23 protein-coding genes are annotated in these 25292 nt (G+C 60.9%); 11 read left to right on the forward strand and 12 right to left on the reverse strand.

Annotation, left to right across the window (positions count from 1 at the left end):
- The first annotated feature begins 155 nt into the window (after nucleotides 1-155).
- From pqqC to BLS87_RS09555, 4 genes are read left to right on the forward strand one after another with little or no spacing between them, the layout of a single operon-like run.
- Nucleotides 156-911, forward strand: a complete 756-nt coding sequence (gene pqqC / locus BLS87_RS09540; protein WP_074752519.1) for a pyrroloquinoline-quinone synthase PqqC — start codon at nucleotides 156-158, stop codon at nucleotides 909-911.
- Nucleotides 908-1183, forward strand: a complete 276-nt coding sequence (gene pqqD / locus BLS87_RS09545; protein ID WP_074752249.1) for a pyrroloquinoline quinone biosynthesis peptide chaperone PqqD — start codon at nucleotides 908-910, stop codon at nucleotides 1181-1183. The genes pqqC and pqqD overlap by 4 nt, the downstream gene beginning before the upstream one ends.
- 34 nt (nucleotides 1184-1217) lie before the next feature.
- Nucleotides 1218-2348: a pyrroloquinoline quinone biosynthesis protein PqqE gene (pqqE, locus tag BLS87_RS09550; RefSeq protein ID WP_074752518.1), complete on the forward strand. Its 1131-nt coding sequence runs from the start codon at nucleotides 1218-1220 to the stop codon at nucleotides 2346-2348.
- Nucleotides 2314-4140: an alpha/beta hydrolase family protein gene (locus BLS87_RS09555; protein WP_074752250.1), complete on the forward strand. Its 1827-nt coding sequence runs from the start codon at nucleotides 2314-2316 to the stop codon at nucleotides 4138-4140. The genes pqqE and BLS87_RS09555 overlap by 35 nt, the downstream gene beginning before the upstream one ends.
- 222 nt (nucleotides 4141-4362) lie before the next feature.
- Here the strand turns inward: BLS87_RS09555 and BLS87_RS09560 are convergent, their stop codons facing one another.
- From BLS87_RS09560 to BLS87_RS09570, 3 genes are all read right to left on the reverse strand, one after another.
- Complete coding sequence (locus tag BLS87_RS09560) at nucleotides 4363-4524, reverse strand: YqaE/Pmp3 family membrane protein (RefSeq protein WP_074752251.1); 162 nt, start codon at nucleotides 4522-4524, stop codon at nucleotides 4363-4365.
- A 189-nt stretch (nucleotides 4525-4713) separates the two neighbouring features.
- Nucleotides 4714-5415, reverse strand: coding sequence for an aminotransferase class III-fold pyridoxal phosphate-dependent enzyme (locus BLS87_RS09565; RefSeq protein ID WP_074752252.1), 702 nt, complete (start codon nucleotides 5413-5415; stop codon nucleotides 4714-4716).
- Complete coding sequence (locus tag BLS87_RS09570; RefSeq protein WP_074752253.1) at nucleotides 5412-6110, reverse strand: MOSC domain-containing protein; 699 nt, start codon at nucleotides 6108-6110, stop codon at nucleotides 5412-5414. Before BLS87_RS09570 ends, BLS87_RS09565 begins: the two co-directional genes overlap by 4 nt.
- Before the next feature lie 102 nt (nucleotides 6111-6212).
- Between BLS87_RS09570 and BLS87_RS09575 the strand changes: the two genes are divergently transcribed.
- Entirely contained in the window at nucleotides 6213-7121 is a 909-nt protein-coding gene (locus tag BLS87_RS09575) for a LysR family transcriptional regulator (protein ID WP_074752254.1), read from the forward strand.
- A gap of 247 nt (nucleotides 7122-7368) precedes the next feature.
- Here the strand turns inward: BLS87_RS09575 and BLS87_RS09580 are convergent, their stop codons facing one another.
- The 4 genes from BLS87_RS09580 to BLS87_RS09595 all read right to left on the reverse strand — a co-directional run bounded on the left by BLS87_RS09580 (nucleotide 7369) and on the right by BLS87_RS09595 (nucleotide 13417).
- A complete protein-coding gene (locus BLS87_RS09580; protein ID WP_074752520.1) occupies nucleotides 7369-9147 on the reverse strand; it encodes an acyl-CoA dehydrogenase C-terminal domain-containing protein in 1779 nt (592 codons plus the stop codon).
- 223 nt (nucleotides 9148-9370) lie between these two features.
- Nucleotides 9371-10666 (reverse strand): GGDEF domain-containing protein, encoded by a 1296-nt coding sequence (locus BLS87_RS09585; protein ID WP_074752255.1) that lies wholly within the window; start codon nucleotides 10664-10666, stop codon nucleotides 9371-9373.
- Nucleotides 10667-10946: 280 nt separating this feature from the next.
- The gene (locus tag BLS87_RS09590; protein WP_074752256.1) at nucleotides 10947-12752 is read right to left on the reverse strand and encodes a phenylacyl-CoA dehydrogenase; all 1806 of its coding nucleotides are present in this window, start codon (nucleotides 12750-12752) and stop codon (nucleotides 10947-10949) included.
- Nucleotides 12753-13120: 368 nt separating this feature from the next.
- Entirely contained in the window at nucleotides 13121-13417 is a 297-nt protein-coding gene (locus BLS87_RS09595) for a pyrroloquinoline quinone biosynthesis protein PqqE (protein ID WP_074752257.1), read from the reverse strand.
- A gap of 321 nt (nucleotides 13418-13738) precedes the next feature.
- Here BLS87_RS09595 and BLS87_RS09600 point away from each other — a divergent pair, with 321 nt between their 5' ends.
- The 6 genes from BLS87_RS09600 to BLS87_RS09625 all read left to right on the forward strand — a co-directional run bounded on the left by BLS87_RS09600 (nucleotide 13739) and on the right by BLS87_RS09625 (nucleotide 20354).
- Nucleotides 13739-14548, forward strand: coding sequence for a helix-turn-helix transcriptional regulator (locus BLS87_RS09600; protein ID WP_074752521.1), 810 nt, complete (start codon nucleotides 13739-13741; stop codon nucleotides 14546-14548).
- Nucleotides 14549-14757: 209 nt separating this feature from the next.
- Nucleotides 14758-15894 carry an ABC transporter ATP-binding protein gene (locus BLS87_RS09605; protein ID WP_074752522.1) on the forward strand — a complete coding sequence of 379 codons (1137 nt, stop codon included), beginning with the start codon at nucleotides 14758-14760 and terminating at the stop codon, nucleotides 15892-15894.
- A 63-nt stretch (nucleotides 15895-15957) separates the two neighbouring features.
- Nucleotides 15958-17109, forward strand: a complete 1152-nt coding sequence (locus BLS87_RS09610) for an ABC transporter substrate-binding protein (RefSeq protein ID WP_074752258.1) — start codon at nucleotides 15958-15960, stop codon at nucleotides 17107-17109.
- 30 nt (nucleotides 17110-17139) lie between these two features.
- Nucleotides 17140-18069, forward strand: a complete 930-nt coding sequence (locus BLS87_RS09615) for an ABC transporter permease (RefSeq protein ID WP_074752259.1) — start codon at nucleotides 17140-17142, stop codon at nucleotides 18067-18069.
- A gap of 1 nt (nucleotide 18070) precedes the next feature.
- Entirely contained in the window at nucleotides 18071-18889 is an 819-nt protein-coding gene (locus tag BLS87_RS09620) for an ABC transporter permease (RefSeq protein ID WP_074752260.1), read from the forward strand.
- Nucleotides 18882-20354 carry an aldehyde dehydrogenase family protein gene (locus BLS87_RS09625; RefSeq protein ID WP_074752261.1) on the forward strand — a complete coding sequence of 491 codons (1473 nt, stop codon included), beginning with the start codon at nucleotides 18882-18884 and terminating at the stop codon, nucleotides 20352-20354. Before BLS87_RS09620 ends, BLS87_RS09625 begins: the two co-directional genes overlap by 8 nt.
- 134 nt (nucleotides 20355-20488) lie before the next feature.
- On the opposite strand, the gene bioD is transcribed toward BLS87_RS09625, so the two are convergent.
- The 5 genes from bioD to bioB all read right to left on the reverse strand — a co-directional run bounded on the left by bioD (nucleotide 20489) and on the right by bioB (nucleotide 25207).
- Nucleotides 20489-21169 (reverse strand): dethiobiotin synthase, encoded by a 681-nt coding sequence (gene bioD, locus BLS87_RS09630; protein WP_074752523.1) that lies wholly within the window; start codon nucleotides 21167-21169, stop codon nucleotides 20489-20491.
- An 88-nt stretch (nucleotides 21170-21257) separates the two neighbouring features.
- Nucleotides 21258-22106, reverse strand: a complete 849-nt coding sequence (gene bioC / locus BLS87_RS09635; RefSeq protein ID WP_083370653.1) for a malonyl-ACP O-methyltransferase BioC — start codon at nucleotides 22104-22106, stop codon at nucleotides 21258-21260.
- On the reverse strand, nucleotides 22099-22830 hold the full coding sequence (locus BLS87_RS09640) for an alpha/beta fold hydrolase (RefSeq protein ID WP_074752262.1): 732 nt from the start codon (nucleotides 22828-22830) through the stop codon (nucleotides 22099-22101). The genes bioC and BLS87_RS09640 overlap by 8 nt, the downstream gene beginning before the upstream one ends.
- The gene (gene bioF, locus BLS87_RS09645) at nucleotides 22823-24013 is read right to left on the reverse strand and encodes an 8-amino-7-oxononanoate synthase (protein ID WP_074752263.1); all 1191 of its coding nucleotides are present in this window, start codon (nucleotides 24011-24013) and stop codon (nucleotides 22823-22825) included. Before bioF ends, BLS87_RS09640 begins: the two co-directional genes overlap by 8 nt.
- A 138-nt stretch (nucleotides 24014-24151) precedes the next feature.
- Nucleotides 24152-25207: a biotin synthase BioB gene (gene bioB, locus BLS87_RS09650; RefSeq protein ID WP_062385290.1), complete on the reverse strand. Its 1056-nt coding sequence runs from the start codon at nucleotides 25205-25207 to the stop codon at nucleotides 24152-24154.
- Between the last annotated feature and the right edge of the window lie 85 nt (nucleotides 25208-25292).

Raw genomic sequence — 25292 nt, forward strand, 5'->3', positions numbered from 1 at the left:
AGCTCAACCGTGGACTCGAACTGTGGGAGCGAATTTATTCGCGATGGTCTTCCAGGCGACGCATTTCCGTCGCTCGATCCATTTTCGCGAATGAATTCGCTCCCACAGAAATATACCCACAGGATCTGTGATAAATGGGTAAGGAACATGCCGACATGAGCGAAGCAAAGCCGCTGTCACCCGCTGAATTCGAACAGGCCTTGCGTGCCAAGGGCGCGTATTACCACATCTACCACCCGTTTCACGTGGCGATGTACGAAGGCCGCGCGACCCGCGAGCAGATTCAGGGCTGGGTCGCCAACCGCTTCTACTATCAGGTGAACATCCCCCTGAAAGACGCGGCGATTCTGGCCAACTGCCCCGACCGCGAGATTCGTCGCGAGTGGATTCAGCGCCTGCTCGACCACGACGGCGCGCCCGGAGAAGACGGCGGTATCGAGGCCTGGTTGCGTCTGGGACAGGCCGTCGGGCTGGACCCGGATCAACTGCGCTCGCAGGAACTGGTCCTGCCGGGCGTACGATTTGCCGTCGATGCGTACGTGAATTTCGCCCGTCGCGCCAACTGGCAGGAAGCGGCCAGCAGCTCGCTGACCGAACTGTTCGCCCCGCAGATCCACCAGTCGCGGCTGGACAACTGGCCGCAGCACTACCCGTGGATCGATCCGGCCGGCTACGAATACTTCCGCACACGCCTCGGCCAGGCACGTCGCGATGTCGAGCACGGGCTGGCGATCACGTTGCAGCACTACACGACGCGGGAAGGTCAGCAACGCATGCTGGAAATCCTGCAGTTCAAACTCGACATTTTGTGGAGCATGCTGGACGCCATGACCATGGCATACGAGCTGAAGCGGCCGCCCTACCACAGCGTCACTGACCAGCGCGTCTGGCACAAAGGAATTGCCCTATGAGTTTCAATCGCGAACAAGTGCCCAGCTGGCGCCGGGGTTACCGTTTCCAGTTCGAGCCGGCGCAGAATGGCCACGTGCTGCTGTACCCGGAAGGGATGATCAAGCTCAACGAAAGCGCCAGCGAGATCGGTGGCCTGATCGATGGTCAGCGTACGGTGGGTGCGATTATCGGCCTGCTTGATGAAAAATTCCCCGGTGTTCCCGAGCTCGGCATCGACGTCGAGCAATTCATGGAGGTCGCTCGTGCAGAACACTGGATCGAACTCGCCTGAGCCTGGTTCAGCGCCAGTTCATGAGCAGCCGTACATTCCGCCGACGCCCGCCGTCGGCCTGCCACTGTGGCTGCTCGCCGAGCTGACCTATCGCTGCCCGCTGCAATGCCCGTACTGCTCCAACCCGCTGGATTTTGCCAAACAGGGGCAGGAACTGAGCACCGAGCAGTGGTTCAAGGTGATGGCCGAAGCCCGGCAGATGGGTGCCGCGCAGATCGGATTTTCTGGCGGTGAGCCGCTGGTGCGGCAGGACCTGGCCGAGCTGATCGCGGAGGCTCGACGGCTGGGTTTCTACACCAACCTGATCACCTCCGGCATCGGCTTGACCGAGCAGAAGATCATCGACTTCAAGGAAGCCGGTCTGGACCATATCCAGATCAGCTTTCAAGCCAGCGACGAGCAAGTGAACAACATGCTCGCCGGCTCGAAAAAGGCCTTCGCGCAGAAGCTTGAGATGGCCCGCGCAGTGAAGAAGCACGGCTACCCGATGGTGCTCAACTTCGTGACGCACCGGCACAACATCGACAAGATCGACAAGATCATCGAGCTTTGCGTGGCGCTGGAAGCCGACTTCGTCGAGTTGGCGACCTGCCAGTTCTACGGCTGGGCGCACCTGAATCGCGTCGGGTTACTGCCTACCCAGGATCAGTTGGTGCGTGCCGAACGCATCACCAATGAGTACCGCGAGAAACTGGCTGTCGACAATCATCCGGTCAAACTGATTTTCGTGACGCCCGACTACTACGAGGAACGCCCGAAAGCCTGCATGAACGGCTGGGGCAACCTGTTCCTGACCGTCACCCCGGACGGCACCGCCCTGCCGTGCCACGGCGCGCGACAGATGCCCATCCAGTTCCCGAATGTGCGCGACCACACCCTGCAGCACATTTGGTACGACTCCTTCGGCTTCAACCGTTTTCGCGGTTACGAATGGATGAAGGAGCCCTGTCGCTCCTGTGATGAGAAGGAAAAAGACTTCGGCGGATGCCGTTGTCAGGCGTTCATGCTCACGGGCGACGCCAGCAACGCGGACCCGGTGTGCAGCAAATCGCCTCAGCACAACCTCATCACCCAAGCCCGCGACGAAGCCGAGTATGCTAGCCAGACCATCGAGCAACTGGCCTTCCGCAATGAACGAAACTCGCGCCTCATCGCAAAATCCTGACCTGTTCTCTGCTGCCGAGGCTGTGGCGGCAGGGATCGATTTCGCTGAACTGAGCGTCAGTCCCGCTGGCCTTTTCTGGAATGAATTCCGCCCGCAGGACGCGGCCTCGCGCATCTGGCGCTGGAGCAACGGCGCCCTTTCATGCCTGACACCGGAGGGTTTCAGTGTTCGCAGCCGCGTCTACGAATACGGCGGAGGGTCGTTCTGCCTGACCGACGATGCGGTCGTCTTCGTCAACGAAGCCGATCAACAGATCTACCTACAGCCCTTCGACTCCCCCACGCCACATGCCCTGACGCAAGGCGACAAACGCTACGGCGATGTCCGATGTGCACGTGGGCACATTCTGGCCGTTGAGGAAGATCAGGATGTTCATCGTCTGGTCTCCATCGCCCTCGTGGACGGCCGCCGTGATGTGCTGGCAGAAGGCGCCGACTTTTATGCATCGCCAACCCTCAGCCCGACAGGTGATCGCCTGGTGTGGATCGAGTGGTGGCGCCCGCACCAACCCTGGACCTCCACGCGACTGATGAGCGTCGAGCGCCAGCCCGATGGCAACTGGGGACGCGCCCATTGCCTCGCCGGCGGTTTGGGCCTGGAGGCGCTGCAGCAACCTCGCTTCGACGACGCAGGTCGGTTGTATTGCCTGACCGATCGCGCCGGTTTCTGGCAGCCGTGGGTGGAAACGCTGGACGGCTTCGAAGCGTTGCCCGCCGCCGAGGCAGACCACGCGCCTGCGCCTTGGCAACTGGGGGGTTCGAGCTGGCTGCCGCTGAACGATGGCGCCTATCTGGCGAGCTGGTCGGAAGACGGCACAGGCGTATTGGGATTACGTGCGGCGGACGGCTCGCTGGAAGACTTCAGCGGTGAATACACCCGCTTCCGCAGCCTGGCGGTTGACGATCAATACCTCTATTGCATCGCTGCCTCGGCAATCAAGCCTGCAGCCGTGGTGGCGATCAGTCGCTCGGACAAACGCGTTAACGTGCTGGCGGGCGGTGTCGCGCCGTTACCCGCCGACCGTATCAGTCGCCCGCAACCGCTGCGCTATCCCAGCGGCAAGGCCGAAGCGCACGGTTACTTCTACCCCGCCATGAATGGGGAGGACAAACCCCCGCTGGTAGTGTTCGTCCACGGCGGTCCGACATCCGCCTGTTATCCCGTGCTCGACCCGCGCATCCAGTTCTGGACGCAACGCGGCTTCGCGGTCGCCGACCTCAACTATCGAGGCAGCACCGGTTATGGCCGCGCGTATCGGCAGGCGTTGTTTCTGGAATGGGGCGTGGTCGACGTTGAAGACGCTTGCGCAGTCGTCGAACACTTGGGGGAAAGAGGCCTGATCGACCCGAACAACGCCTTCATTCGTGGCGGCAGTGCAGGCGGTTACACAACCCTGTGTGCGCTGGCGTTCAAGGACGTGTTCCGCGCGGGCGCGAGTCTGTACGGCGTCAGCGATCCCTTGGCGCTGGCTGAAGCCACCCATAAGTTTGAGGCCGATTATCTGGATTGGCTGATCGGCGACCCGGACATCGACATGGCCCGCTACCGCGAACGCACCCCATTGCTGCATGCCGACCAGATCAAAGTGCCGGTGATCTTCTTTCAAGGTGAGCTCGACGCCGTGGTCGTCCCCGCGCAGACCCGCGACATGCTCGACGCCCTTCTGGAAAAAGGCATTGCCGCCGAAGGCCATTTCTACCCCGAAGAACGCCACGGCTTTCGCAAAGCCAGCAACTTGGCTCATGCACTGGAAACCGAATGGGCGTTCTACCGCAAGGTGATGGGCAGCTGAAGAGACACGCGGCGGCTGATTTTGCTGCCGCTGCGCGGCAGATCGCGGGACAAGCCACGCTCCTACAGTTTCGGCGTGAATCAGCAGCACGCAGCACATCGCCAGATCACGATCTTGGGTTTATCGAGACACCGCTTCTGGCCGGAGACCGTAGGAGCGTGGCTTGTCCCGCGATCTGGCGCGAAGCGGCAGCAGATTCGGTAAATGCGTGCGGCGCCGGAATTACTTCCGGCTGGCGATGATGTACACCGCGTGGATGATGCCAGGGATGTAACCGAGCAGGGTCAGCAGGATATTGAGCCAGAAGGCGCCCGCGAAGCCGACTTGCAGGAACACGCCCAAGGGTGGCAGCAGGATGGCGATGATGATGCGAATGATGTCCATGGGTGAAGCTCCTGATTGAGAAGATGGCCCATTCGGGCCACACAGCTAATCGACATTGCGCGATTGCAGGGGTTCCGCCACGCATAGCAACACGCCATCAACGAGCACAAAAAAACGCCCCGCACCCAGGAGACCGGTGCAGGGCGAAGCGTACGAAACGCAAGACGGTATACGGATTTCAGAGACGGACTAGGCCATGAGTGCGCTAGGCACCGCGTGCCGTTGCGGCTTGGCGGGTGGGCGTGGACGCGCGGATTGTATCGAGGAGGGTTCCTCCACCCAGCCCGGCAGCTCGTCGACCACTGCAGTGCACGCAGCGCCACGGGCCAATAACGCCGCGCTGCGCGGGCTGCGATTGGAATGGTCACCCAGTACAACGATATCGGCACGCACGCCGTAGAAGTCTTCGCAGAGCAGGCCGCCCTGTTGCCCGACCGTGCCGCGCGCTTCATTGAAAATCAGCAGAATGTTCAGCTCGCGGCAGAGCTTGGCCACGCCATGCACATACGCCTGCGACGCGGGCGTAATGACACTTTCACCTTGAATCGGCTCCAGCACGACCGCGACCGTGGTGGAATCCACTGCCGCAGCCATCGCGGCCAAGTCGTTGAAAGGCACACGGCTGAACCCTGTCGCCATTGACGCAATCAGCGGATCAAAACGACCACCGCTGGCGACGACCACACCACACTGGCCACGGCGATGATGCTCGCCCCACTTGCGCGCCAGCGTCATTGCGCCGCCAAACGCACCCTCTTCATCAGCGAACAACCCTGCCTGATCGCTGCCGGTGCGTTGGCGCAGGCGCTGAAGAGGCGATAGCAACGCCGGAGAATCAACGGGGACGGCGCGATTCGCGTCAGTCCTTCGCAACAGTTTGAACAGATTCATGCGCGCAGCCCTTCCAGCGGCAGGCCCAGCAGACGATCGCTCCAGTCCTCGACGCGTCCGGTGCGCAGGCGTTTGAGGGCGATGTCCCGCCAGCGAGAAGACAGCGCCGGGCAGTCGACCAGTTTTTTCAGGCCCGCATGCTCCAGCGGCTCCTGGTAAAAACTGCGCAACGCCCACGCGATCGTCAGACCCGGATAGCTGCGCTGAATCAATTCGAAGGAATCATCGGGGCTGACGAAGCCGGGCTTCAGCACCCGGTAAAACCAGCCGCAGCGCCCGGTGTCCTGCGCATGTTGCGGCAGGTCCTCAATCCCCCAACTGTGACTCAGGCGATAGCACGGCGAGCGCGGCTGGCTGATCTGCAGCAACGCCCCGCCCCAACGAAACATGTCGCCCAGGCAGGCATGTTCTTCGGTCAGGCCGTGGGAAGAGAGATTTTCGCCGAACGCCGGTGCGCGCCAGTCAATGTGCGGGTAATGCTTGCGCCAGTATTCATAGTGTTCGGAGGGATAGTGATGCAGGGCGCGCTCCGGCCCGGTATGGAAGCGCGGGTCACCGTGTTCGTCGGTGCCAAGGCCCTGCGGCCAGAGCCATAAGCGCCGGTCCAATCGGTGCTTGTCGATATCGCTGATCAATCCATGACCCAGATTTTTCGCTTTACCTATGTAAACACCTTCGACCTGGACACTGTTCATTGCGCGTTATGGCCCTGTAACCCTCGTGAGTTGGGGGTAGACTATGCCTCGTGCGTCAAAACGACCATTTCGATTTTCCAGCCATTTCGATAAGACTTACTTATGGATTTCCGCCAACTGCGTTATTTCGTCGCGGTCTACGAAGAAGGTCATGTCGGCCGCGCTGCCGAGCGTCTGTCGTTGTCGCAACCGGCCCTTTCGCAACAGATTCGTCTACTCGAACACGGCCTCGACGTCAGCCTGTTCGAACGCAGCAGTAAACGCCTCCTGCCAACCCTCGCCGCGCACACGCTGTACAACCATGCCGTCCCGCTGCTTGAAGGGATGCAGCGCGCCCGCGATGCACTGCGCAACTTCAAGGGTCAGTCGCAACGGACGCTGGCCATCGGCGTAATGCAGACCGTGCACTCCAGCCTGGTTCCGCAGATGCTTGAACACGTGCGCAAGGAGCAGCCGCATCTGGTGGTGCAGATCTACGAACTGAGCGCGATGGAAATCGAGCGTCGCCTGCTAAACGGCTCGCTGGACATCGGCATCAGCTACCTGCCGCCCCGCCAGCCGGGGCTGCATGGCATGCTGCTGTACGAAGACGAACTGAAGCTGGTCATCCCGGCGAATCACCCGTTGCGCGAATTCAAGAAAGTCTCGATGAGCCAGGCGGCCGAACTGCCCATGCTGCTTTTAGGCGAAGAGTTCCAGGTGCGGCAGATCTGGCAGAGCCAATTGAGCAATCTGGGTCGCCGCCCGCACGTTCAGGCTGAACTGAACAACATGGCCGGCATTCTCGACAGCTTGTCCCACATGAAGCTTGCCACCGTGCTGCCGGGTCGCGCGCAGGATATTCAAGAGAACGAAGAACTGTTGTGGAAACCGCTGAGCGAACCGAGGGTGCCATTGCAGATCGGACTTGTGTATCGAGATGCCTTACGACAGCAAACGACGCTGGAGCTGCTGAAGTCGGTACTGGAAGAAGTGGTCAATCCCACACCCGCCGCGCTGGAGAGGTTGTGAGGCAGAAGGAGGGATTTTCAAACCGCAGATAAAAGAAAACCCCGCCGAGGCGAGGTTTTCCAGACTGTTTCCCTGTGACTTCCCTTTCGTCCCGCCATCCTGGCAGGTAGTCCCTACGTGTCCATGTTGTCTGTTTGCGCATCCTGCGCGACGTCCATGTAGTTAGATTAATCTTGGATCCATTAGAGCGATAGAGCCAGTTTGTCATCACGTCGTGTAAGCAAATGCTTACACGACGGATACATGATCAAAACTGCGAAGCATCCAGCAGATAGAGCGACTCACTGCCCGCCTTAACCGAGGCGGCCAGCGAATGGATTCTCGGCAACAAACGCGCGAAGTAAAAGCGCGCAGTGCCCAGCTTGCTGACGTAGAAATCCTCCTGGGCTTCTTTACCGAGCGCTGCCTTGGCCGACATTGCCCACATGTAGGCGTAGGCCGTGTAGCCGAACGCATGCAGGTATTCGACGGAGGCCGCACCGATTTCGTTCGGGTTAGTCCGCGCCCGGTCGAGGACCCAGTCAGTCAACTCGTCAAGCGTCGTCAACGCAGCAGCCAACGGCTTGGTGAATTCACTCAGCGCACTGTCGGAAGACGCGATGAATGCGCGAATCTCGTCGGAGAACAGCTTGTAGTACGCGCCACCGCTGGCGACGACTTTGCGCCCCATCAGGTCGAGCGCTTGAATGCCGTTGGTGCCTTCGTAGATCTGGGTGATGCGCACGTCACGCACCAGTTGCTCCTGGCCCCACTCACGAATGTAGCCATGGCCGCCGAACACCTGCTGGCCATGCACGGTGGTGTCGAGGCCCATGTCCGTCAGGAAGGCCTTGGCCACCGGCGTCAGCAACGCAACCAGCGCATCGGCGCGTTCGCGCACGCTGGCGTCTTCGCTGTACTTGGCGGTGTCCAGTTGCATGGCGACGTAGGTGGAGAACGCACGGCCGCCTTCGTTCAAGGCCTTCATGGTCAGCAGCATGCGACGCACATCAGGGTGAACGATGATCGGGTCGGCGACGGTGTCCTTGGACTGAGCACCGGTCGGCGCACGGCTTTGCAGGCGATCGCGGGCGTATTCGATAGCGTTCTGGTAGGAGCGCTCGCCCGAGGCCAGACCCTGAATGCCAACGCCCAGACGCTCGTAGTTCATCATCGTGAACATCGCCGCCAGGCCTTTGTTTGGCTCACCGACCAGATAGCCCTCGGCCTGATCGAAGTTCATCACGCAGGTGGCCGACGCCTGAATGCCCATTTTGTGTTCGATCGAGCCGCAGGAAACCGTGTTTCGAGCACCCAGACTGCCGTCACCGTTGACCAGGAATTTAGGCACCAGGAACAGCGAAATGCCTTTCGGGCCCGCGGGCGCATCAGGCAGCTTGGCCAGCACCAGATGAATGATGTTTTCGGTGAGGTCGTGCTCGCCGCCGGTGATGAAAATCTTGGTGCCGCTGATTTTGTAGGAACCGTCAGCCTGAGGCTCGGCCTTTGTGCGCATAATCCCCAGATCGGTGCCGGCGTGCGCCTCGGTCAAACACATGGAGCCGGCCCAGATACCCGCATACATGTTTGGCAGGTAGGTGGCCTTCAAATCCTCACTGGCGTGGTTATTGATCGACACACACGCGCCGGAGGTGAGCATCGGATACAGCCCAAATGCCAGGCTCGACGAGTTGACCATTTCTTCGACCTGCGCCGAGACCGCCTTCGGCATGCCCATGCCGCCAAACTCAGGGTTACCGCCGACGCCGACCCAGCCGCCTTCGGCATAGGTTTTGTAAGCCTGGACGAAACCCGCCGGCGTGGTCACGGCGGTGTCTTTCCAGTGGCAGCCTTCTTCGTCGGCCGCACGGCTCAACGGCGCAACGGATTTGCCGGTGACCTTGCCGGCCTCCTCGAGAATGGCCTCGACGGTTTCTGCATCCACCGCTTCGGACAGCTCGGGCAATGTGGCCCAGAGCCTGGAGACTTCGAACACTTCATTCAGGACGAAGCGCATATCGCGCAAAGGCGCTTTGTAGTCAGCCATGGCAAACCTCGCAAACAGCAGCAAATAACCCGGAAAAAGGGACGCCGCAGTCATTCAGCGGCGTCGATGTGTCAGTGAATCCGAGTGTACATGAACACCATTTGCGACACATAGGGTCAGGTAGTGACCATTTATCTAATTAAGGTCACAAATAACCAGAATGCATTCAAAGGCCTTCACAGAGCCGTGAAAGCCTTTGATTACAAGGGAAAGGGAATCCGGATCAGCTGGCGGCGGCCATTCTCACAACGCCGCGCTTGTTCGTCTGACCGTGTGATATCACGCAATTTCGGCCCGCACCTTTGGCCGCATAGAGCGCCTGATCCGCCGCTTTGAGCACTTCTTCCGGATTGCGATGTTCCGGCTGGCGCTCAGCGACGCCTATGCTGACCGTGACCGACACCGTCGAAGCTTGCGAGCCCGCCCGGCGCTGGCGACCCTGCTGATCATCCTGCGGCCGACTGTCCGGGTTACGCAGGTGAATCGCGTAGTTGGCGATGGTTTCGCGGATCACTTCCAGGTGCGGCATGCACTCCTCCAGCGTCTTGCCCGCGAAGACAATTGCAAACTCCTCTCCGCCGTAGCGATACGCGCGGCCGCCGCCGTTGGTGATCTTCGACAGCTTGCTGGCAACTAGGCGCAGCACCTGATCGCCGACGTCGTGACCGTGGGTGTCGTTGAATTTTTTGAAATGATCAACGTCGCTCATGGCCAACACGTAGTTGCGGCCCAGGCGCTGCATCCGTTCGTTGAGTGCGCGTCGTCCGGGCAAGCCGGTCAGCTCGTCACGGAACGCCATCTGATAGGCCTCATGCGCAACCGCCGAGGCGATCATCAACATCACCTGGCTGCACATGATGTTCAGCGTGAACGGCAGAATGAATGTTTTGGGCAACGCCCAGAACAGTCCGAGCAGACCCACCAGTTGCGCCGCGTGCAGCGGACGGGGTTTGCGGATGTACTGCGTGATGAGCACCGCGAAAGCGATCAGGAAGGTCGCGTAAGACAGCTGGATCAGGCTCATCCACTCGCCGTGCAGCGACGGCCAGCGGATGTCGGCCAACCAGGCCAGCAATGCTTCGGGGAAGCTTTGCTCAAGCCCAAGCGCCACGCTGCCCACCGCCACGAAAACGGCCAGACGGGCGACGAGGTCCTGAAACAGGTGCGTGCGTTCTTCCCAGGCGGCGTAGAGCGCGAACATTACCGGTAGCAACAGACAACACAGGTGGAACACCACCGCAGCGTCGTCGCGGACCTTGCCGTTGTCCCGGTAGTAATCGGTTTGTGTGTCGAGCAGGAAATACGCGGTGTACACGGTGATCATCAGAAACAGTTCACGCTGGCGTTTATAAACGCCGCAATACGCACCACCGAGCAACAGCACCAACGTGGGGAGCACGTTGAACAGTGAGGTGAAGAAGACGTTGAGGTCCTTGACGTACGCAGCCGCGAGTCCGGCGATCAACAACGCCAGTGACGGTAAAAAATGGCTGAGACGTGCGGCGGAAGGGCGCAGCAAGAGGAATGTCTCCTACTTGTACAAATCAAATGGCATTGTGCCTGTATCGGCCAGATCATAGATTTGATGAGGAGAATTTGTGAGATGGATCACTCTTTTTTGCGTCACCTCAGACCTGTAGGAGCGCGCTTGCCCGCGAATGGATGGCACATTCACCACCATTGCAATGGATGTACTGACCTGATCGCGGGCAAGTGCGCTCCTACAGATCGGCGGTGCGCACAAAAAAGCCGCTCACCCCGAAGGACAAGCGGCTTTGAGGTAAAACCCTGCGGCTGACTCAGTAAGCCAGGCCGAAGTGCTCTTCGTTCATGTCCATCAGGTTGTTGGCGCCCGACAGCATGGCCGCAACGTGAGTGCGGGTGCGCGGCAGGATGCGCTGGAAGTAGAAACGAGCGGTCTGCAGCTTCGCGGTGTAGAACGCCTCTTCCGTGGTGCCAGCCGCCAGTTTTTCGGCTGCGACACGTGCCATGTCAGCCCAGAAGTACGCCAGGCACACATAACCGGAGAACATCAGGTAATCCACCGAAGCGGCACCGACTTCTTCGCGGTCTTTCATGGCGGCCATGCCGACCTTCATGGTCAACTCGCCCCACTCTTTGTTCAGCGCAGCCAGCGGCGTCACGAATTCGTTGACGACCTCATTGCCTTCCTGCGACTGGCAGAACTTGTGAACGATCTTGGTGAAGCCCTTCAGCGCCTCGCCCTGCGTCATCAGCACTTTACGGCCCAGCAGGTCGAGAGCCTGAACGCCGGTGGTGCCTTCGTACAGCATCGAGATACGGCTGTCGCGCACGTTCTGCTCCATGCCCCACTCGGCGATAAAGCCGTGGCCGCCATAGATCTGCACGCCGTGGTTGGCCGACTCGAAACCGACTTCAGTCATGAACGCCTTGGCGATCGGAGTCATAAAGGCCAGCAGGCCGTCAGCTTGCTTCTTGGCTTCGGCGTCATCGCTGTATTTGACGATGTCGACCTGTTTGGCCGTGAAGTAAACCATCGCACGTGTGCCTTCGGCGAAAGCCTTCATGGTCAGCAGCATGCGACGTACGTCAGGGTGGACGATGATTGGGTCAGCGGCTTTTTCAGGCGCTTTCGGGCCGGTCAGCGAACGCATTTGCAGACGCTCGCGGGCGTATTTCAGACCACCCTGGAAGCCGATCTCGGCGTGAGCCAGACCTTGCAACGCAGTGCCCAGACGCGCGGTGTTCATAAAGGTGAACATGCAGTTCAGGCCTTTGTTCGCCGGGCCGATCAGGAAACCGGTGGCGCCGTCGAAGTTCATCACGCAGGTGGCGTTGCCGTGGATACCCATCTTGTGTTCCAGCGAGCCGCAGTTCACTGCATTGCGCTCGCCGACGCTGCCGTCAGCGGATGGCAGGAACTTAGGAACGATGAACAGCGAGATGCCTTTGGTGCCCGCAGGCGCGTCGGGCAGGCGGGCCAGTACGATGTGGACGATGTTATCGGCCATGTCGTGTTCGCCAGCGGAAATGAAGATCTTGGTGCCAGAGACTTTGTAGGAACCATCAGCCTGAGGCTCGGCCTTGGTGCGCAGCATGCCCAGGTCGGTACCGCAGTGAGGTTCGGTCAGGCACATGGTGCCGGTCCACTCGCCCGACACCAGCTTGGTCAGGTAAGCCTCTTGCTGCTCAGGGGTGCCGTGCTCGGAGATGGTGTTCATCGCGCCATGGGACAGGCCTGGGTACATGCCCCACGACCAGTTGGCTTCGCCGACCATTTCGCTGACGGCCAGACCCAGCGACTCAGGCAGGCCTTGGCCGCCGTGCGCAACGTCATGGGCCAGGCTTGGCCAGCCGCCTTCGACGAATTGTTTGTAAGCCTCTTTGAAGCCGGTCGGCGTTTTAACGCCGGACTCGCTCCAGGTGCAGCCTTCGGTGTCACCCACACGATTCAGCGGTGCCAGTACCTGCTCACAAAACTTGGCGCCTTCCTCGAGAATGGCGTCGACCATGTCAGGCGTGGCGTCCTGGCATGCTGGCAGACTCTGATAGTGCGCTTCGTAACCAAGCAGTTCGTCACGAACGAAGCGAATATCACGCAAGGGGGCCTTGTAGTCAGGCATAGCGATAAACCTCTGCTGATGAATCCTGGAATTGGATGACCGTTCGGTCACTGCGGGGACTGGCCCCTACGCCGACGTCGATTGTTTTGCCCGGCGGTCAAACAGGTGTTTGAAACATACGTTTACGCCCAATCCTTGTCAAGGGTGCGTCACGCACCTTTCATCGTCGGCGCGTTGAACATCAGGCAGGAAAAGGCCCGCAGCAAGGATCGCGACTGAGTCGAATAACGTTGAGTCTAGTTGAGGAGGCGTTGCGAACGGCCGTCAGAAGCCCGTGATTCGGACGGCTGATAAGGCGTTATTCAGAAGGAAGGCGCACAACGAAAACGTGCGCCTAAGCGCACGTTGGAGAAAGCATCAAGCAGAGGTCAGGCGTACGTGTCGATAAGCGTACCAAGCATTTCGTCACTGGCTTTTTCGACTTTAACGCCCGCCTGGACCTGGATCTTGCCCTGGGTCAGTTCGACGATATTGGTGGCCATGTCGGAGGCCGGAGGACGATCAACCGCACGCAAACGCTCAAGCTGGAAATCGGAAGACTGGGTGCGTCCGGACACTTCCGTCGCCGGGCTGGCCAACTGGGTGGCGGCCTGATCGACACGGTTCTGCCCGACCTGGATAGCACTCAGGCCTGGATACAGCGTGTTGTTCAGTGAAATTTGCATGACCACGGTCCTCTGTTCATCAAGCGAACAGTCAGTATTGAAACAGACGACGGGGGAAAACGCCCGACAAAAACAGTAATGGCACTGGGCCTGCTAATAGAGACGACCCCCGAACTGCAGATAACCGCCCCCGCCTCACAGACGTAGCAACCGGTAACACGCGCTGCCAGAAAAGGGTGCAGCGCGAAACAATCCGAGGCATCACCTTAACCGGTCCGGCCCGTGCACGCCGCAGTCAAACCCTCGAACTGTGCAGTGGCGCACATCCTGCATCCTGTGCTGAACTGCCCTTCTCTCACGGATCAGTTGTCGAACGCCGCCATGCGCCCAAAGGAACTGAAACACTGGACCACCGGAATCGCCCATCTTCTCGACCTTCCGGGCGGTGCAGCGCGTCTGGGCGGATTGAGTCAGTGGCTCAAGCAGATTGCGCCGGTGGACCACTTCGTCCTGTTCGTTTATGAAGGCAATCACCGTCCTTTGGCGTTGTTCGACACGTTCCCTCCCGACAAACGCAAGATCTACGTCGACGACTATCAGGTCGGGCCTTACTTGCTCGATCCGTTTTATCTCGCGTGTACACGCAAACAACCGCCAGGCCTGTGGCGGTTGCGGCAGTTCGCCCCCGACCACTTCTACCTCAGCGAATACTATCTGGCGTATTACCAGCAGACGGGACTGGCCGAGGAAGTCGCGTTCTTCATCGATCTGGGCGGTGACGCCATGGCGGTGTTGTCGTTGATGCGCGCCACGGCCAGCTGTGCGTTCAGCCGCGATGAACTGCAGTTGATCGAGTGCGCGCAGGCCATCGTCGAGCAGGTCATCACCGAAGCCTGGCGTCAGCATCGCGAGCAACAGCCGCGCTCGGCACAGGATCTGGACTTCAAGGTCCACGCTGCTTTCGATCATTTCGGCGATCACATCCTCACCGGACGCGAGCAGGAAATTGTTCGCCTGTTGCTGCGCGGGCATTCCAGCGCGTCGGTGGCAGAACAGCTTTCCATCAGTCCAGGCACCGTGAAAATTCATCGCAAGAACATCTACGCCAAGCTCGGCATCGGCAGTCAGGCCGAGCTTCTAGGGCTGTTCATCCGCGAGCTGACCGGGCCGGACGTCGCCGTTTCCGCCTGATCCAACACCTTTGTAACTGTCGCCCCTGCCTCTCGTCTTTGTAGGAGCCAGCTTGCCGGCGCCTACATAAAATCGCCCCTTGAAAGTTGATCTCGACTCGGCTGTCCAGAAACGACCTCTATCCCCCAAGGGATATATACAGCGCAAAACCGCGATTGCTAGTTTGGCCTCCATTGCAGCGAACCCTGCACGGAATGCGAGAGCCCATGATGAGCGACAGTCGCCACGAAAACGATATCGAGTTCTGCAACGTAGAGAAACACTACGGGAACCTCAAGGCCGTCAATAACCTGAGTTTTCAGGTCAAGCGCGGCACCTTTCACTCCTTCCTCGGCGGCTCGGGCTGCGGCAAGACCACCACGCTGCGCATGATCGCAGGCTTCGATCAGCCGACCCTTGGCGAAGTGCGTCTGGCCGGCAAGAACGTCGCCGGCGTGCCGGCTTATCAGCGTCCGGTGAACATGGTCTTCCAGCACTACGCGCTGTTTCCCCACATGACCGTGTCGCAAAACATCGCCTACGGCCTGCGCTATCTCACCCCTCGCCCCGACAAGAAAGAACAGCAACGCCGCGCGGACGAAGCACTGGAGATGGTTCGCCTGTCCGGGCTCGGGCATCGCAAGCCGAGCGAATTATCGGGCGGTCAGCAACAACGTGTGGCGCTCGCCCGGGCACTGGTGAACAAACCCACCGTGCTCTTGCTTGATGAGCCGCTGGCCGCGCTGGACCGCAAGCTGCGTAAAGAAATGCAATCCGAACTGCTGCGCTTGCAACGGGAAGTCGGCATCACCTTCGTGCTGGTCACCCACGATCAGGAAGAAGCGCTGTCGATGAGCGACAGCATCAGCGTCATGCACAGCGGATCGATCATCCAGACCGCATCTCCCGAACAACTCTACGAGGCACCGGCCACGCGCTATGTCGCCGACTTCATCGGCGAATCCAATCTGTTCAACGGCACGGTGCGCCACGTGCAGGGCAATTCGGCCGTGCTGCGCACCGAACAAGGCATTGAGCTGAGCAGCCCGTTGACGCCGAACGGCGCCCCGTTGAGCGCTAACACCGAGGGCTGCATCGCCGTGCGCCCAGAGCTGATCGACATCGCCGCAAAGGGCGGTCTTTACGGTCGGGACGTGACCCTGGACGGCTGCGTCGAGGACCGCATTTACCTCGGCAACATCACCGAATACCGCGTGCGCACCCAGCCGTTCGGCATCGTCTGCGTGCGTGTTCCGCGTCAGCATGGGGCGGGCGGTCAGGGCACGGTCGACCCATCGGGTTTTGAACACGGCGCCGCCGTTCAGGTGGGCTGGAACAACGCCAGCGGCCTGGCCATGGCCCTGTAGCGAATCAAGCAACGAGCAACGCCACGCTAACGATTGAATCACTTATCCGACGGGGAGAATGCCATGGACCAGAAGACCTTTATCAAGACGATGCGCAGTTGGCAGAACGGCTCGATCACGCGCCGTGACTTTCTGGGGCGCACGGGTCTTGGCATTGCCGCTGCGGTGGTCGCCACCAACATGCCGGGCTTGCTCGCGGGCAGTTCCAGCGCCAGCGCGCTGGGTGCCGAGAAGAACATCGGCGATCGTCTCGGTCTGGCGACCTGGCCCAATTACCACAGCCAGGAAAACCTCGATAACTTTGCTAAAACCACCGGCGCCCGTGTGTCGATGAGCGTGTTCGGCTCCAACGAAGAAATGCTCGCCAAGCTGCAGGCCGGTGGCAGCGGCTGGGACGTATTGGTGCCGACCAACTACACCATCAGCACCTACGTCAAACTGGGCCTGATCGAACCACTGGACCTGGCTCGCATTCCCAATTTCGACCCGTCGGCGTTCCAGGAAAAATTCATGGCCCAAGGCACGGTTGACGGCAAGGTTTACGCCGTGCCGAAGAACTGGGGCACCACCGGCATGGCCTACGACAGCGCCAAGCTCAAGGCCAAGCCGACGTCGTGGAAAGAATTCTGGGCGATTGCCAAGGACCAGGCCGACGGCCGCACCATGGTTCATGACTATCAATTGACCGCCATCGGCAACGCGCTGAAATCCTTCGGCTACAGCTTCAACTCGCTGGACCCCAAAGAGCTGGCCGATGCCGAGAAGCTGCTGATAGAGGTCAAGCCGCACCTGTTCGCCATCAACTCGGACATCCAGCCGTCGATGCGCAGTGGCGACGCGATCATGGCCATGTCCTGGACCGGCGATGCCTCGCAGCTGCATCGCGACATTCCGTCGATGGTCTACGCGCTGGGCAAGGAAGGCGGCGAACTGTGGAGCGACTTCTTCGCCATCCCCAAAAGCGCCGAGCACAAGGACGCCGCCTACGCGTTCATCAATTACCTGCTCGACCCACAACACAACAAGCTGGAAGTGCTGAGCCACGGCTACCCGAGCGGCGACAAGCGCGTCGATGCGTTGCTGCCGACGGCCATGCTCAACGACCCGATCATGTACCCGGCCGCCGAGCAATTGAGCCCGCTGGAGTTCGGTGCCGCCGCGACCCTGACCAGTCCACTGCGCGCCGAACTGATGGCCCGTTTCAAATCCGCATGATCCCTGGCTATGAGCAATAAGGAACCGCACATGGATGCCGTCATCAACCCTGCCACCCGGCACGCCGAGGCGAGCGCGGACGCCGACAGTCAGCGCGCGCAAGACAAGCGGCGCAGCCTGGGCCGACGCATCACACTGCTGATGCTGCTGCCGTCGACCCTGTGGTTCCTGCTGCTTCTGGTGATGCCGCTGGTGATCATTCTGGTCTTCAGCTTTGGCGAGCGCAGCGCCGTCGGCGGTTACGCCGGCGGCCTGACCCTGGCCAACTACCTCAACCTCGGCTCCCGCGCGGCGGCGTTCGGCAACACGCTGGTACTGGCGCCGCTGGGAACGCTGGTGTGCCTGCTGGCGGCCTATCCGCTGGCCTATTTTCTCGCGGTCAAGGCCGGCAAGAATCGCTCGCTGTTGCTGACGCTGGTGATCGTGCCGTTCTGGACCAGCTTTCTGATTCGGACCTACGCGTGGATCTTCATCCTCAGCGGCAAGGGCATCCCGGCCTTGCTGGCGAGCGTCGGTCTGGACGACGTGCGCCTGATCAACACGCCATACGCCGTGCTGATCGGCATCGTCTATGGCTACCTGCCGCTGATGGTGTTTCCGATCTACGTCAGCCTGGAAAAGCTCGACAAACGCCTGCTGGAGGCCTCGGCCGATCTGGGCGCCAGCGCCTTTGACAGTTTTCGCAGGATTACCTTGCCGTTGTCGGCACCGGGGATCATCACCGGGGTCATGCTGGTGTTCATTCTGTTGATGGGCGAGTTCCTGATCCCGGCCGTGCTCGGTGGTGGCAAGGTGTTCTTCGTCGGCAACGCGCTGGTGGACCTGTTCCTGCAATCGCGCAACTGGCCGTTTGGCAGTGCGCTGGCGATGACACTGGTGGCGATCATGCTGGTGATCATCGGCGTCTATCTGAAGCTGGTCGCCCGATTCGGCGGCAAGCCTGGCGAAGGAGCGCTCTAAGATGTGGCTGCGGACCTACTCCACTTCGCTGTACCTGTTTCTCTACCTGCCGATTGCCTTGATCATGCTGTTCAGTTTCAACGCCGGGCGCAGCGGGCTGGCCTTCGAATGCTGCTCGGTGCAGTGGTTCGGTCGCGCGTTCAGCAACCCGTTCATCATGGAAGCGTTGGGCAACAGCGCCTTGATCGCCAGTTGCTCGGCGGTTCTGGCCACCCTGTTCGGCACGCTGGCCGTGTTCGGCCTGCAACGCGCTGGCGCCAAAGTTCGCCTGGTGTTCGACGCCCTGACTTACTGCGCGATCATCATCCCCGGCATCGTGATCGGCATCTCGACGCTGATCGCCTTTATCAGCGTGTTCGACCTGATCAACCCGTTGCTCGCCCAACTGATCCCGAGCTTTCCAAAGCTCAACATGGGTTTCTTCACCGTGGTCGCCGCGCACTCGCTGTTCACCATGGCCTTGGTCATGGTGATCGTGCGCAGCCGCGTCGACTCTCTGGACAAAGCGCTGCAGGAAGCGTCGGCGGACTTGTACGCGCCGCCGCTGGAAACCTTCTGGCGCGTGACGCTGCCGCAGATCACCCCGGCGATCATGGCGGGCTTTCTGCTGGCATTCACCTTCAGCTTCGACGACTTCATCATCGCGTTCTTCGTCGCAGGCCCTGAAACCACGCTGCCGATCTACATCTTTTCGTCCATCCGGCGCGGCGTGACACCCGAGATCAACGCCGTCTCGACCGTGATCATCTGCGCCTCGCTGGCCCTGCTGTTCACCTCCCGTTACCTGCAAAACCGCCGCACAGGAGCCTCACATGCGTGATCAGTTGTACATCAACGGCGAGTGGGTCAGCCCGGACCTGGGCGGCTACCTGGACGTCATCGACCCAGCGACGGAACAGGTCCTGCAACGGGTTGCGGCAGGCACCGAAGAAGACATCGATCACGCCGTGCGCGCGGCACGCCGGGCCTTCGACAGTGACTGGGGGCACACGACCGGGGCGCAACGTGCGGTATGGCTGGAGGCCTTGGCTGATGAACTCCAGGGTTCGCAGGACGAGCTGGCAACCCTCGAAGTGCACGACAACGGCAAGCCCTTGCCCGAGGCCCAGTGGGACATCGGCGACGCGATTGCCTGCTTCCGCTATTACGCAGGCTTGGCACGTGAACTCGACGGTCGGCAGGATCAGCCTTTGGCCTTGCCCGATGACCGCTTCCGTTGCCGCACGCGGCTAGAACCCATCGGCGTCGCGGGCCAGATCATTCCCTGGAATTACCCGCTGCTGATGGCGGCGTGGAAGGTGGCACCCGCGCTGGCGGCCGGTGCGACGGTGGTATTGAAACCTTCGGAACTGACGCCGTTGACCGCGCTTGAACTGGCCGGGGCGGCCGATCGAATCGGCCTGCCAGCGGGCGTGCTGAACATCGTGACCGGTTTGGGCGCCGATGCAGGCAGTCCGCTAACGCTGCATCCCGGGGTCGACAAGCTGGCCTTCACCGGCAGTGTCCCGACCGGCTCGAAAATCATGTCGGCGGCCGCCAGTGACATCAAGAACATCAGCCTTGAGCTGGGCGGCAAATCGGCGTTCATCGTGTTCGACGATGCCGACGTCGAGGCGGCGGTGGAGTGGATTCTGTTCGGAATTTTCTGGAACCAGGGCCAGGTCTGCAGCGCGACGTCGCGGTTGCTGGTGCAGGACAACATCGCGGCACGACTGATCGAACGTCTGGTCGAGGAGACTCGCAAGATCACCCTCGGCCAAGGCCTTGAGCCGGGCGTGTTGCTGGGGCCGCTGGTCAGTCGTGGTCAGCACGAAAAGGTGTTGGGTTTCGTCGATCAGGGCGTCGCCAGCGGCGCTAAGCTGCTGACGGGCGGAAAACGTCCGGCACACCTGTCCCACGGTTATTTCATGGAACCCGCGATCTTCGACGAGCCGGCGCACAACAGCATCGTCTGGCGCGAAGAAATCTTCGGCCCGGTGTTGTGCGTCAAGCGCTTCAAGGATGAGCAGCAAGCCGTGCAGATGGCCAACGCCAGCCGCTTCGGACTCGCCGCCGCCGTGATGAGTGCCGACCCACAACGCGCGACACGGGTGGCCAACCAGCTGCGCGCGGGGATCATCTGGGTCAACTGCTCGCAACCGACCTTCGTTGAAGCACCTTGGGGCGGCATGAAACACAGCGGGATCGGCCGCGAGCTGGGTCAGTGGGGGCTGGACAATTATCTGGAGGTTAAGCAGGTGACCGAGTACGTCAGCGACCAGCCATGGGGCTGGTACATCAAATAATTTCGCCTGCTCGTTCCCACACTGCGTGGCCTGGACGCTTCGCGTCTGCTGCTGGGTTGACGCAGAGCGTCAGGCGCTGCATTCCCATGCGGAGCCTGGGACGATCAATCAACGATCAATGATCGCGGAGCACGCTAATCCAGCAACTCGAGGTGCAAATGCTCGGCGACCATTTCCGGCGTGGCTTTCTTCATGTGAGGCACGCGCCCCAGGCATGGCGCCGGTAAACGCTCCGCCAGGGTGGCGAGGTTCTCTTCGAGTCGTGAGGTCTTGGGATCGATGATGTTCGCGACCCAGCCCGCCAGTTGCAGGCCGTCGTTGGCAATCGCCTCGGCAGACAACAACGCGTGGCTGATGCAGCCCAGACGCACGCCCACCACCAGAATGACCGGCAGGTCGAGTGCAATCGCAAGGTCGGACAGATTGGCCTGATCCGCCAGCGGCACACGCCAGCCACCGGCCCCCTCGATCAGCGTGAAGTCGGCCTTTTTCTCAAGAATGTGCCGCATGGGCCCGAGCAGGGATTGCACGGTCAGCGCCACGCCCGCTTCACGCGCCGCCAGATGCGGAGCGATGGGCGGTTCGAAGGCAACCGGGTTGACCTCGTTGTACGTCAGCTCGACCGAACACTCGGCGCGCAGCGCCACGGCATCAGGATTACGCAGGCCCTTGGGCTTGACGTCGCAGCCAGACGCGACGGGTTTTCCCGCCGCCGTGCTCAATCCGGATTGTCGCGCCGCATACAGCAGCCCCGTGGCAATGGTGGTCTTGCCAACGTCGGTGTCGGTTCCCGCGATGAAATACGCAGCACTCATCTTGGCGACCATCCGTTCAGATATTTTCAAACTATTGCCTACTCACTATAGCGCTCGCACGAACGGCGCTCGCCAAACCGGTCATTTTTTAAACGGCAGCCGGCTTTTCCAGCACGGCGTAAACCACCTGATAGGTCGCCGGCAGGCCTTTCTCCTGCCGAAATGCTTCATACGCCTCAATCAACGCCTGAATCCGCGCGCGGCCAGTCAAACCGCCTGGACGCCCCGGATTGATATTGTGCGCACCCAGCGCTTTCAACTCATGGGTCAGGCTGCGGACATCCGGGTAATGAAGCACGTGCGGCAACACGTCCAGGCTGCGCACCTGCAAACCACTGGCCGCGCACAGGCGCTGGTAGTCGTCGAATTCACGGAAGCGATTGACGTGGACCATGCCGTCCACCGCCTGCCAGCTGTCCCGCAGTTCGTACAGCGTGCCGACACACAGGCTGGCCAATCCGAAGACGCCGCCCGGCTGCAACACCCGATTTGCCTCGCTCAGCACGGCTGCGAAATCCGAGCACCATTGCACCGCCAGACTGGAAAACATCAGCTCGACGCTGGCATCACGCAACGGCAGGTTTTCGGCATCCCCTGCGACGTAATGCTGCGCGCCGCCCAGAGGCCGCGCGTGGTGCAGCATGCCTTCGGCGATGTCCAGCGCGATGCCTTGGCTGTCCGGAAACCTCTTTTCCAGCACACGGCTGAAATACCCGGTGCCGCTGCCCAGATCGAGCCAGCGCGCAGGCGTGATGTCTGGCAGGCGCGACATCAGCTCGCTGCCGACGGCGCGTTGCAGGTCCGCGACGCTGTCGTAGCTGGCCGCTGCTTTAGAGAAGGACGCCGCCACCTGACGCTTGTCGGGCAAATGGCGCTGGGTTGTCGCCTGTTGCTGTTTCACGGCTTTGAGCACCGCACAGTGGGAAAGATCAGTCATCACCAGACTCATGTAGGAACGCCTGGACCGCTGCGGCCACGCCGTGGGGATTTTCCAGGATGAACGCGTGACTCGCCTGTTCGATCACGCCGACTTCGATGTCGGGCAAGAGCGTGAGCAGGTCGGCCGAGGCTTCTGCCGGCACTAACGCATCGAGACCGCCAAACAGGTGCAGTTGCGGACCTCGATACGCTTGCAGCGCGGCGCGGGTGTCCATTTTTTCGAGCAGCTTCAGGCCTTCGATCAGGCCATTGCCGATGCCGTGAGGCGCGCCCGCCTTGAGCTGCCGGGACAACGCACGCGGCTCTTCAGCGCCTTGTACGCAAAGCAGGCTGAAACGCTTGAGGGTGGCGTCGGCGTCGGCTCTGCAGCCTGCGATGAACGCATCGAAGTCGGCCTGCGGCATTGCGCTCGGCCACTGGCTGCCGGCCACGAAACACACGTTGCTGGCGAACGTCGCCAACCCACAACAGCGCTCGCCACGCCGCGCCGCGAGTTCGGCAGCAAGCATGCCGCCGAGCGACCACCCGCCCAGCCAGACGTTGTCCGGCAAGGTCGAATTCAGCTCGGCGAGCCAGTCGTCGAGGTGATCATTGTCCATGTCGGGCAACGGCTCGATCTCGACATGAAGGTGCTCATCCAGCCCACGCAACGCGGCCGCCAAAGGCTCCAGCGGCGAAACACCCAAGCCCCAACCCGGCAGCAGGATCAACCGATCACGCATGGTAGGTCTCCACCGATTCACTCGTTTCCAGCAGCGGATAGCACTGCTCCAGTGCTTCCAACAATAGCCGCACCTGAGCTTCGCTGTGGGCTGCAGACAACGTCACGCGTAACCGCGCGCTGCCCGCGGGGACGGTTGGTGGTCGAATCGCCGTGACCATCAACCCGCGCTCGCGCAGCATCTGCGACAAACGCAGCGCCCGGCCGCTGTCGCCAATGACGATGGGCTGAATCGGTGTGAAGCTGTCCATCAGCTCCAGGCCGATCGCCTGGGCACCGTCGCGGAACTGCTTGATCAAGGCGTTGAGATGCTCGCGCCGCCAGTGCTCGGTGCGCAGCAGTTCAAGGCTTTTCAGCGTGGCACAAGCCAGCCCTGGCGGCTGACTGGTGGTGTAGATATACGGACGGGCGAACTGGATCAGGGTTTCGATCAGTTCCTCGCTTCCGGCGACGAAGGCGCCCGCAGTACCGAAGGATTTGCCGAGGGTGCCGATCAGCACAGGCACGTCCTCCAGACTCATCCCGAAATGCTCGACGATGCCCGCACCGTTTGCGCCCAACGGCCCGAAACCGTGGGCATCGTCGACCATCAGCCAGGCTTTTTTCGCCTTGGCGACCTTGGCCAGCGCGGGCAGGTCGGCGATGTCGCCGTCCATGCTGAACACACCGTCAGTCACCACCAGCGTGTCGCCCACGGCTTTTTCAAGCCGACTGCTCAGGCTGTCGGGGTCGTTATGCAGATAACGGGAGAATCGGGCACCGCTGAGCAGGCCGGCATCAAGCAAAGAAGCATGATTCAGCCGGTCTTCCAGCACCGTGTCACCCTGCCCCACCAACGCCGTGACAGCACCGAGGTTCGCCATGTAGCCGTTGGAGAACAGCAAGGCACGAGGACGTCCGGTCAGGTCAGCCAGTGCTTCTTCGAGTTCGTGATGCGGCGTGCTGTGGCCGATGACCAGGTGCGAGGCACCGCCACCGACACCCCAGCGCTCGGCGCCCGCTTTCCAGGCCGCGATGACATCGGGATGATTGGCCAGCCCCATGTAGTCGTTGTTGCAGAACGCCAGCAGCGGCTGGCCATCGACCACGACTTCAGGACCCTGCGGGCTTTGCAGCAACGGGCGCTGGCGATAAAGGTGTTCGGCACGACGGGCAGCGAGACGTGCGCTCAGATCGAAAGACATGCAGGCCTCGTGGTTAAGCGAAAAAAGAGGGCCTGTAGGAGCGCGCTGGCCCGCGATAAAGATCTGCCTGCGCCATCTTGGTCGACTGACACACCGCCATCGCGGGCAAGCGCGCTCCTACAAGGGGTCCGCGTGCTGTCACACCGCCGCGTCGTAAAACATCTCGCTGCTTTTCTGCTCGATCAGTGCCTGCTCGATGGCGGCCTGATGCACTTCGTCCGAGTGCTCTTCACGGGCTTCTGGCTGAATGCCCAGACGCGAGAACAGCAGCATGTCTTTGTCGGCCTGCGGGTTGGCCGTGGTCAGCAGTTTGTCGCCGTAGAAGATCGAGTTCGCGCCGGCAAAAAACGCCAGGGCCTGCATCTGATCGTTCATGGCTTCGCGGCCTGCGGACAGGCGCACGTGGGATTTCGGCATCAAGATACGGGCGACGGCCAGCATGCGAATGAAATCGAACGGATCGACGTCTTCAGCGTTGGCGAGCGGGGTTCCCGCCACTTTCACCAGCATGTTGATCGGCACGGATTCCGGATGCTCCGGCAGGTTGGCCAGCTGAATCAGTAGGTTGGCCCGGTCATCCAGCGACTCGCCCATGCCCAGAATGCCGCCGGAGCAGATTTTCATGCCCGCATCGCGCACATAGGCCAGCGTTTGCAGACGCTCGCTGTAGGTGCGGGTGGTGATGATGCTGGTGTAGAAGTCCGGCGAGGTGTCGAGGTTGTGGTTGTAGTAATCCAGGCCCGCATCAGCCAGCGCCTTGGTTTGATCCTGATCGAGCTTGCCCAGGGTCATGCAGGTTTCCAGGCCCATTGCCTTGACGCCTTTGACCATTTCAAGCACGTACGGCATGTCTTTGGCCGACGGGTGCTTCCAGGCCGCGCCCATGCAGAAACGCGTGGAGCCGATGGCTTTGGCACGCGCCGCTTCTTCCAGCACTTGCTGGACCTGCATCAGCTTCTCTTTTTCCAGACCGGTGTTGTAGTGACCGGACTGCGGGCAGTACTTGCAGTCTTCAGGGCAGGCGCCTGTCTTGATCGACAGCAGCGTGGAAACCTGAACGCGGTTGGCGTCGAAATGAGCGCGATGCACGGTTTGCGCTTGAAACAGCAGGTCATTGAACGGTTGTGTGAACAACGCCCGGACCTCGGCTAGATTCCAGTCGTGACGCAAAGTGGCATTGATGCTGGCGCTCATGGGCGGCTCCTTGATGTTTTTTGGCGAGTACCCGGGCGGTTAAGCACGCTGGCCAACCTGAAAGTCCACAAGCACAACACGGATG

This window comes from Pseudomonas abietaniphila, assembly GCF_900100795.1.
Classification (GTDB): Bacteria; Pseudomonadota; Gammaproteobacteria; order Pseudomonadales; family Pseudomonadaceae; genus Aquipseudomonas; species Aquipseudomonas abietaniphila.

What these genes read in the sequence shown, in the direction of transcription:
- pqqC (WP_074752519.1), top strand. Translation starts at nt 156, where the DNA reads ATGAGCGAAGCAAAGCCGCTGTCACCCGCTGAATTCGAACAGGCCTTG.
- pqqD (WP_074752249.1), top strand. Translation starts at nt 908, where the DNA reads ATGAGTTTCAATCGCGAACAAGTGCCCAGCTGGCGCCGGGGTTACCGT.
- BLS87_RS09555 (WP_074752250.1), top strand. Translation starts at nt 2,314, where the DNA reads ATGAACGAAACTCGCGCCTCATCGCAAAATCCTGACCTGTTCTCTGCT.
- BLS87_RS09560 (WP_074752251.1), bottom strand. Translation starts at nt 4,524, where the DNA reads ATGGACATCATTCGCATCATCATCGCCATCCTGCTGCCACCCTTGGGC.
- BLS87_RS09565 (WP_074752252.1), bottom strand. Translation starts at nt 5,415, where the DNA reads ATGAATCTGTTCAAACTGTTGCGAAGGACTGACGCGAATCGCGCCGTC.
- BLS87_RS09570 (WP_074752253.1), bottom strand. Translation starts at nt 6,110, where the DNA reads ATGAACAGTGTCCAGGTCGAAGGTGTTTACATAGGTAAAGCGAAAAAT.
- BLS87_RS09575 (WP_074752254.1), top strand. Translation starts at nt 6,213, where the DNA reads ATGGATTTCCGCCAACTGCGTTATTTCGTCGCGGTCTACGAAGAAGGT.
- BLS87_RS09580 (WP_074752520.1), bottom strand. Translation starts at nt 9,147, where the DNA reads ATGGCTGACTACAAAGCGCCTTTGCGCGATATGCGCTTCGTCCTGAAT.
- BLS87_RS09590 (WP_074752256.1), bottom strand. Translation starts at nt 12,752, where the DNA reads ATGCCTGACTACAAGGCCCCCTTGCGTGATATTCGCTTCGTTCGTGAC.
- BLS87_RS09595 (WP_074752257.1), bottom strand. Translation starts at nt 13,417, where the DNA reads ATGCAAATTTCACTGAACAACACGCTGTATCCAGGCCTGAGTGCTATC.
- BLS87_RS09600 (WP_074752521.1), top strand. Translation starts at nt 13,739, where the DNA reads ATGCGCCCAAAGGAACTGAAACACTGGACCACCGGAATCGCCCATCTT.
- BLS87_RS09605 (WP_074752522.1), top strand. Translation starts at nt 14,758, where the DNA reads ATGAGCGACAGTCGCCACGAAAACGATATCGAGTTCTGCAACGTAGAG.
- BLS87_RS09610 (WP_074752258.1), top strand. Translation starts at nt 15,958, where the DNA reads ATGGACCAGAAGACCTTTATCAAGACGATGCGCAGTTGGCAGAACGGC.
- BLS87_RS09615 (WP_074752259.1), top strand. Translation starts at nt 17,140, where the DNA reads ATGGATGCCGTCATCAACCCTGCCACCCGGCACGCCGAGGCGAGCGCG.
- BLS87_RS09620 (WP_074752260.1), top strand. Translation starts at nt 18,071, where the DNA reads ATGTGGCTGCGGACCTACTCCACTTCGCTGTACCTGTTTCTCTACCTG.
- BLS87_RS09625 (WP_074752261.1), top strand. Translation starts at nt 18,882, where the DNA reads ATGCGTGATCAGTTGTACATCAACGGCGAGTGGGTCAGCCCGGACCTG.
- bioD (WP_074752523.1), bottom strand. Translation starts at nt 21,169, where the DNA reads ATGAGTGCTGCGTATTTCATCGCGGGAACCGACACCGACGTTGGCAAG.
- bioC (WP_083370653.1), bottom strand. Translation starts at nt 22,106, where the DNA reads ATGACTGATCTTTCCCACTGTGCGGTGCTCAAAGCCGTGAAACAGCAA.
- BLS87_RS09640 (WP_074752262.1), bottom strand. Translation starts at nt 22,830, where the DNA reads ATGCGTGATCGGTTGATCCTGCTGCCGGGTTGGGGCTTGGGTGTTTCG.
- bioF (WP_074752263.1), bottom strand. Translation starts at nt 24,013, where the DNA reads ATGTCTTTCGATCTGAGCGCACGTCTCGCTGCCCGTCGTGCCGAACAC.
- bioB (WP_062385290.1), bottom strand. Translation starts at nt 25,207, where the DNA reads ATGAGCGCCAGCATCAATGCCACTTTGCGTCACGACTGGAATCTAGCC.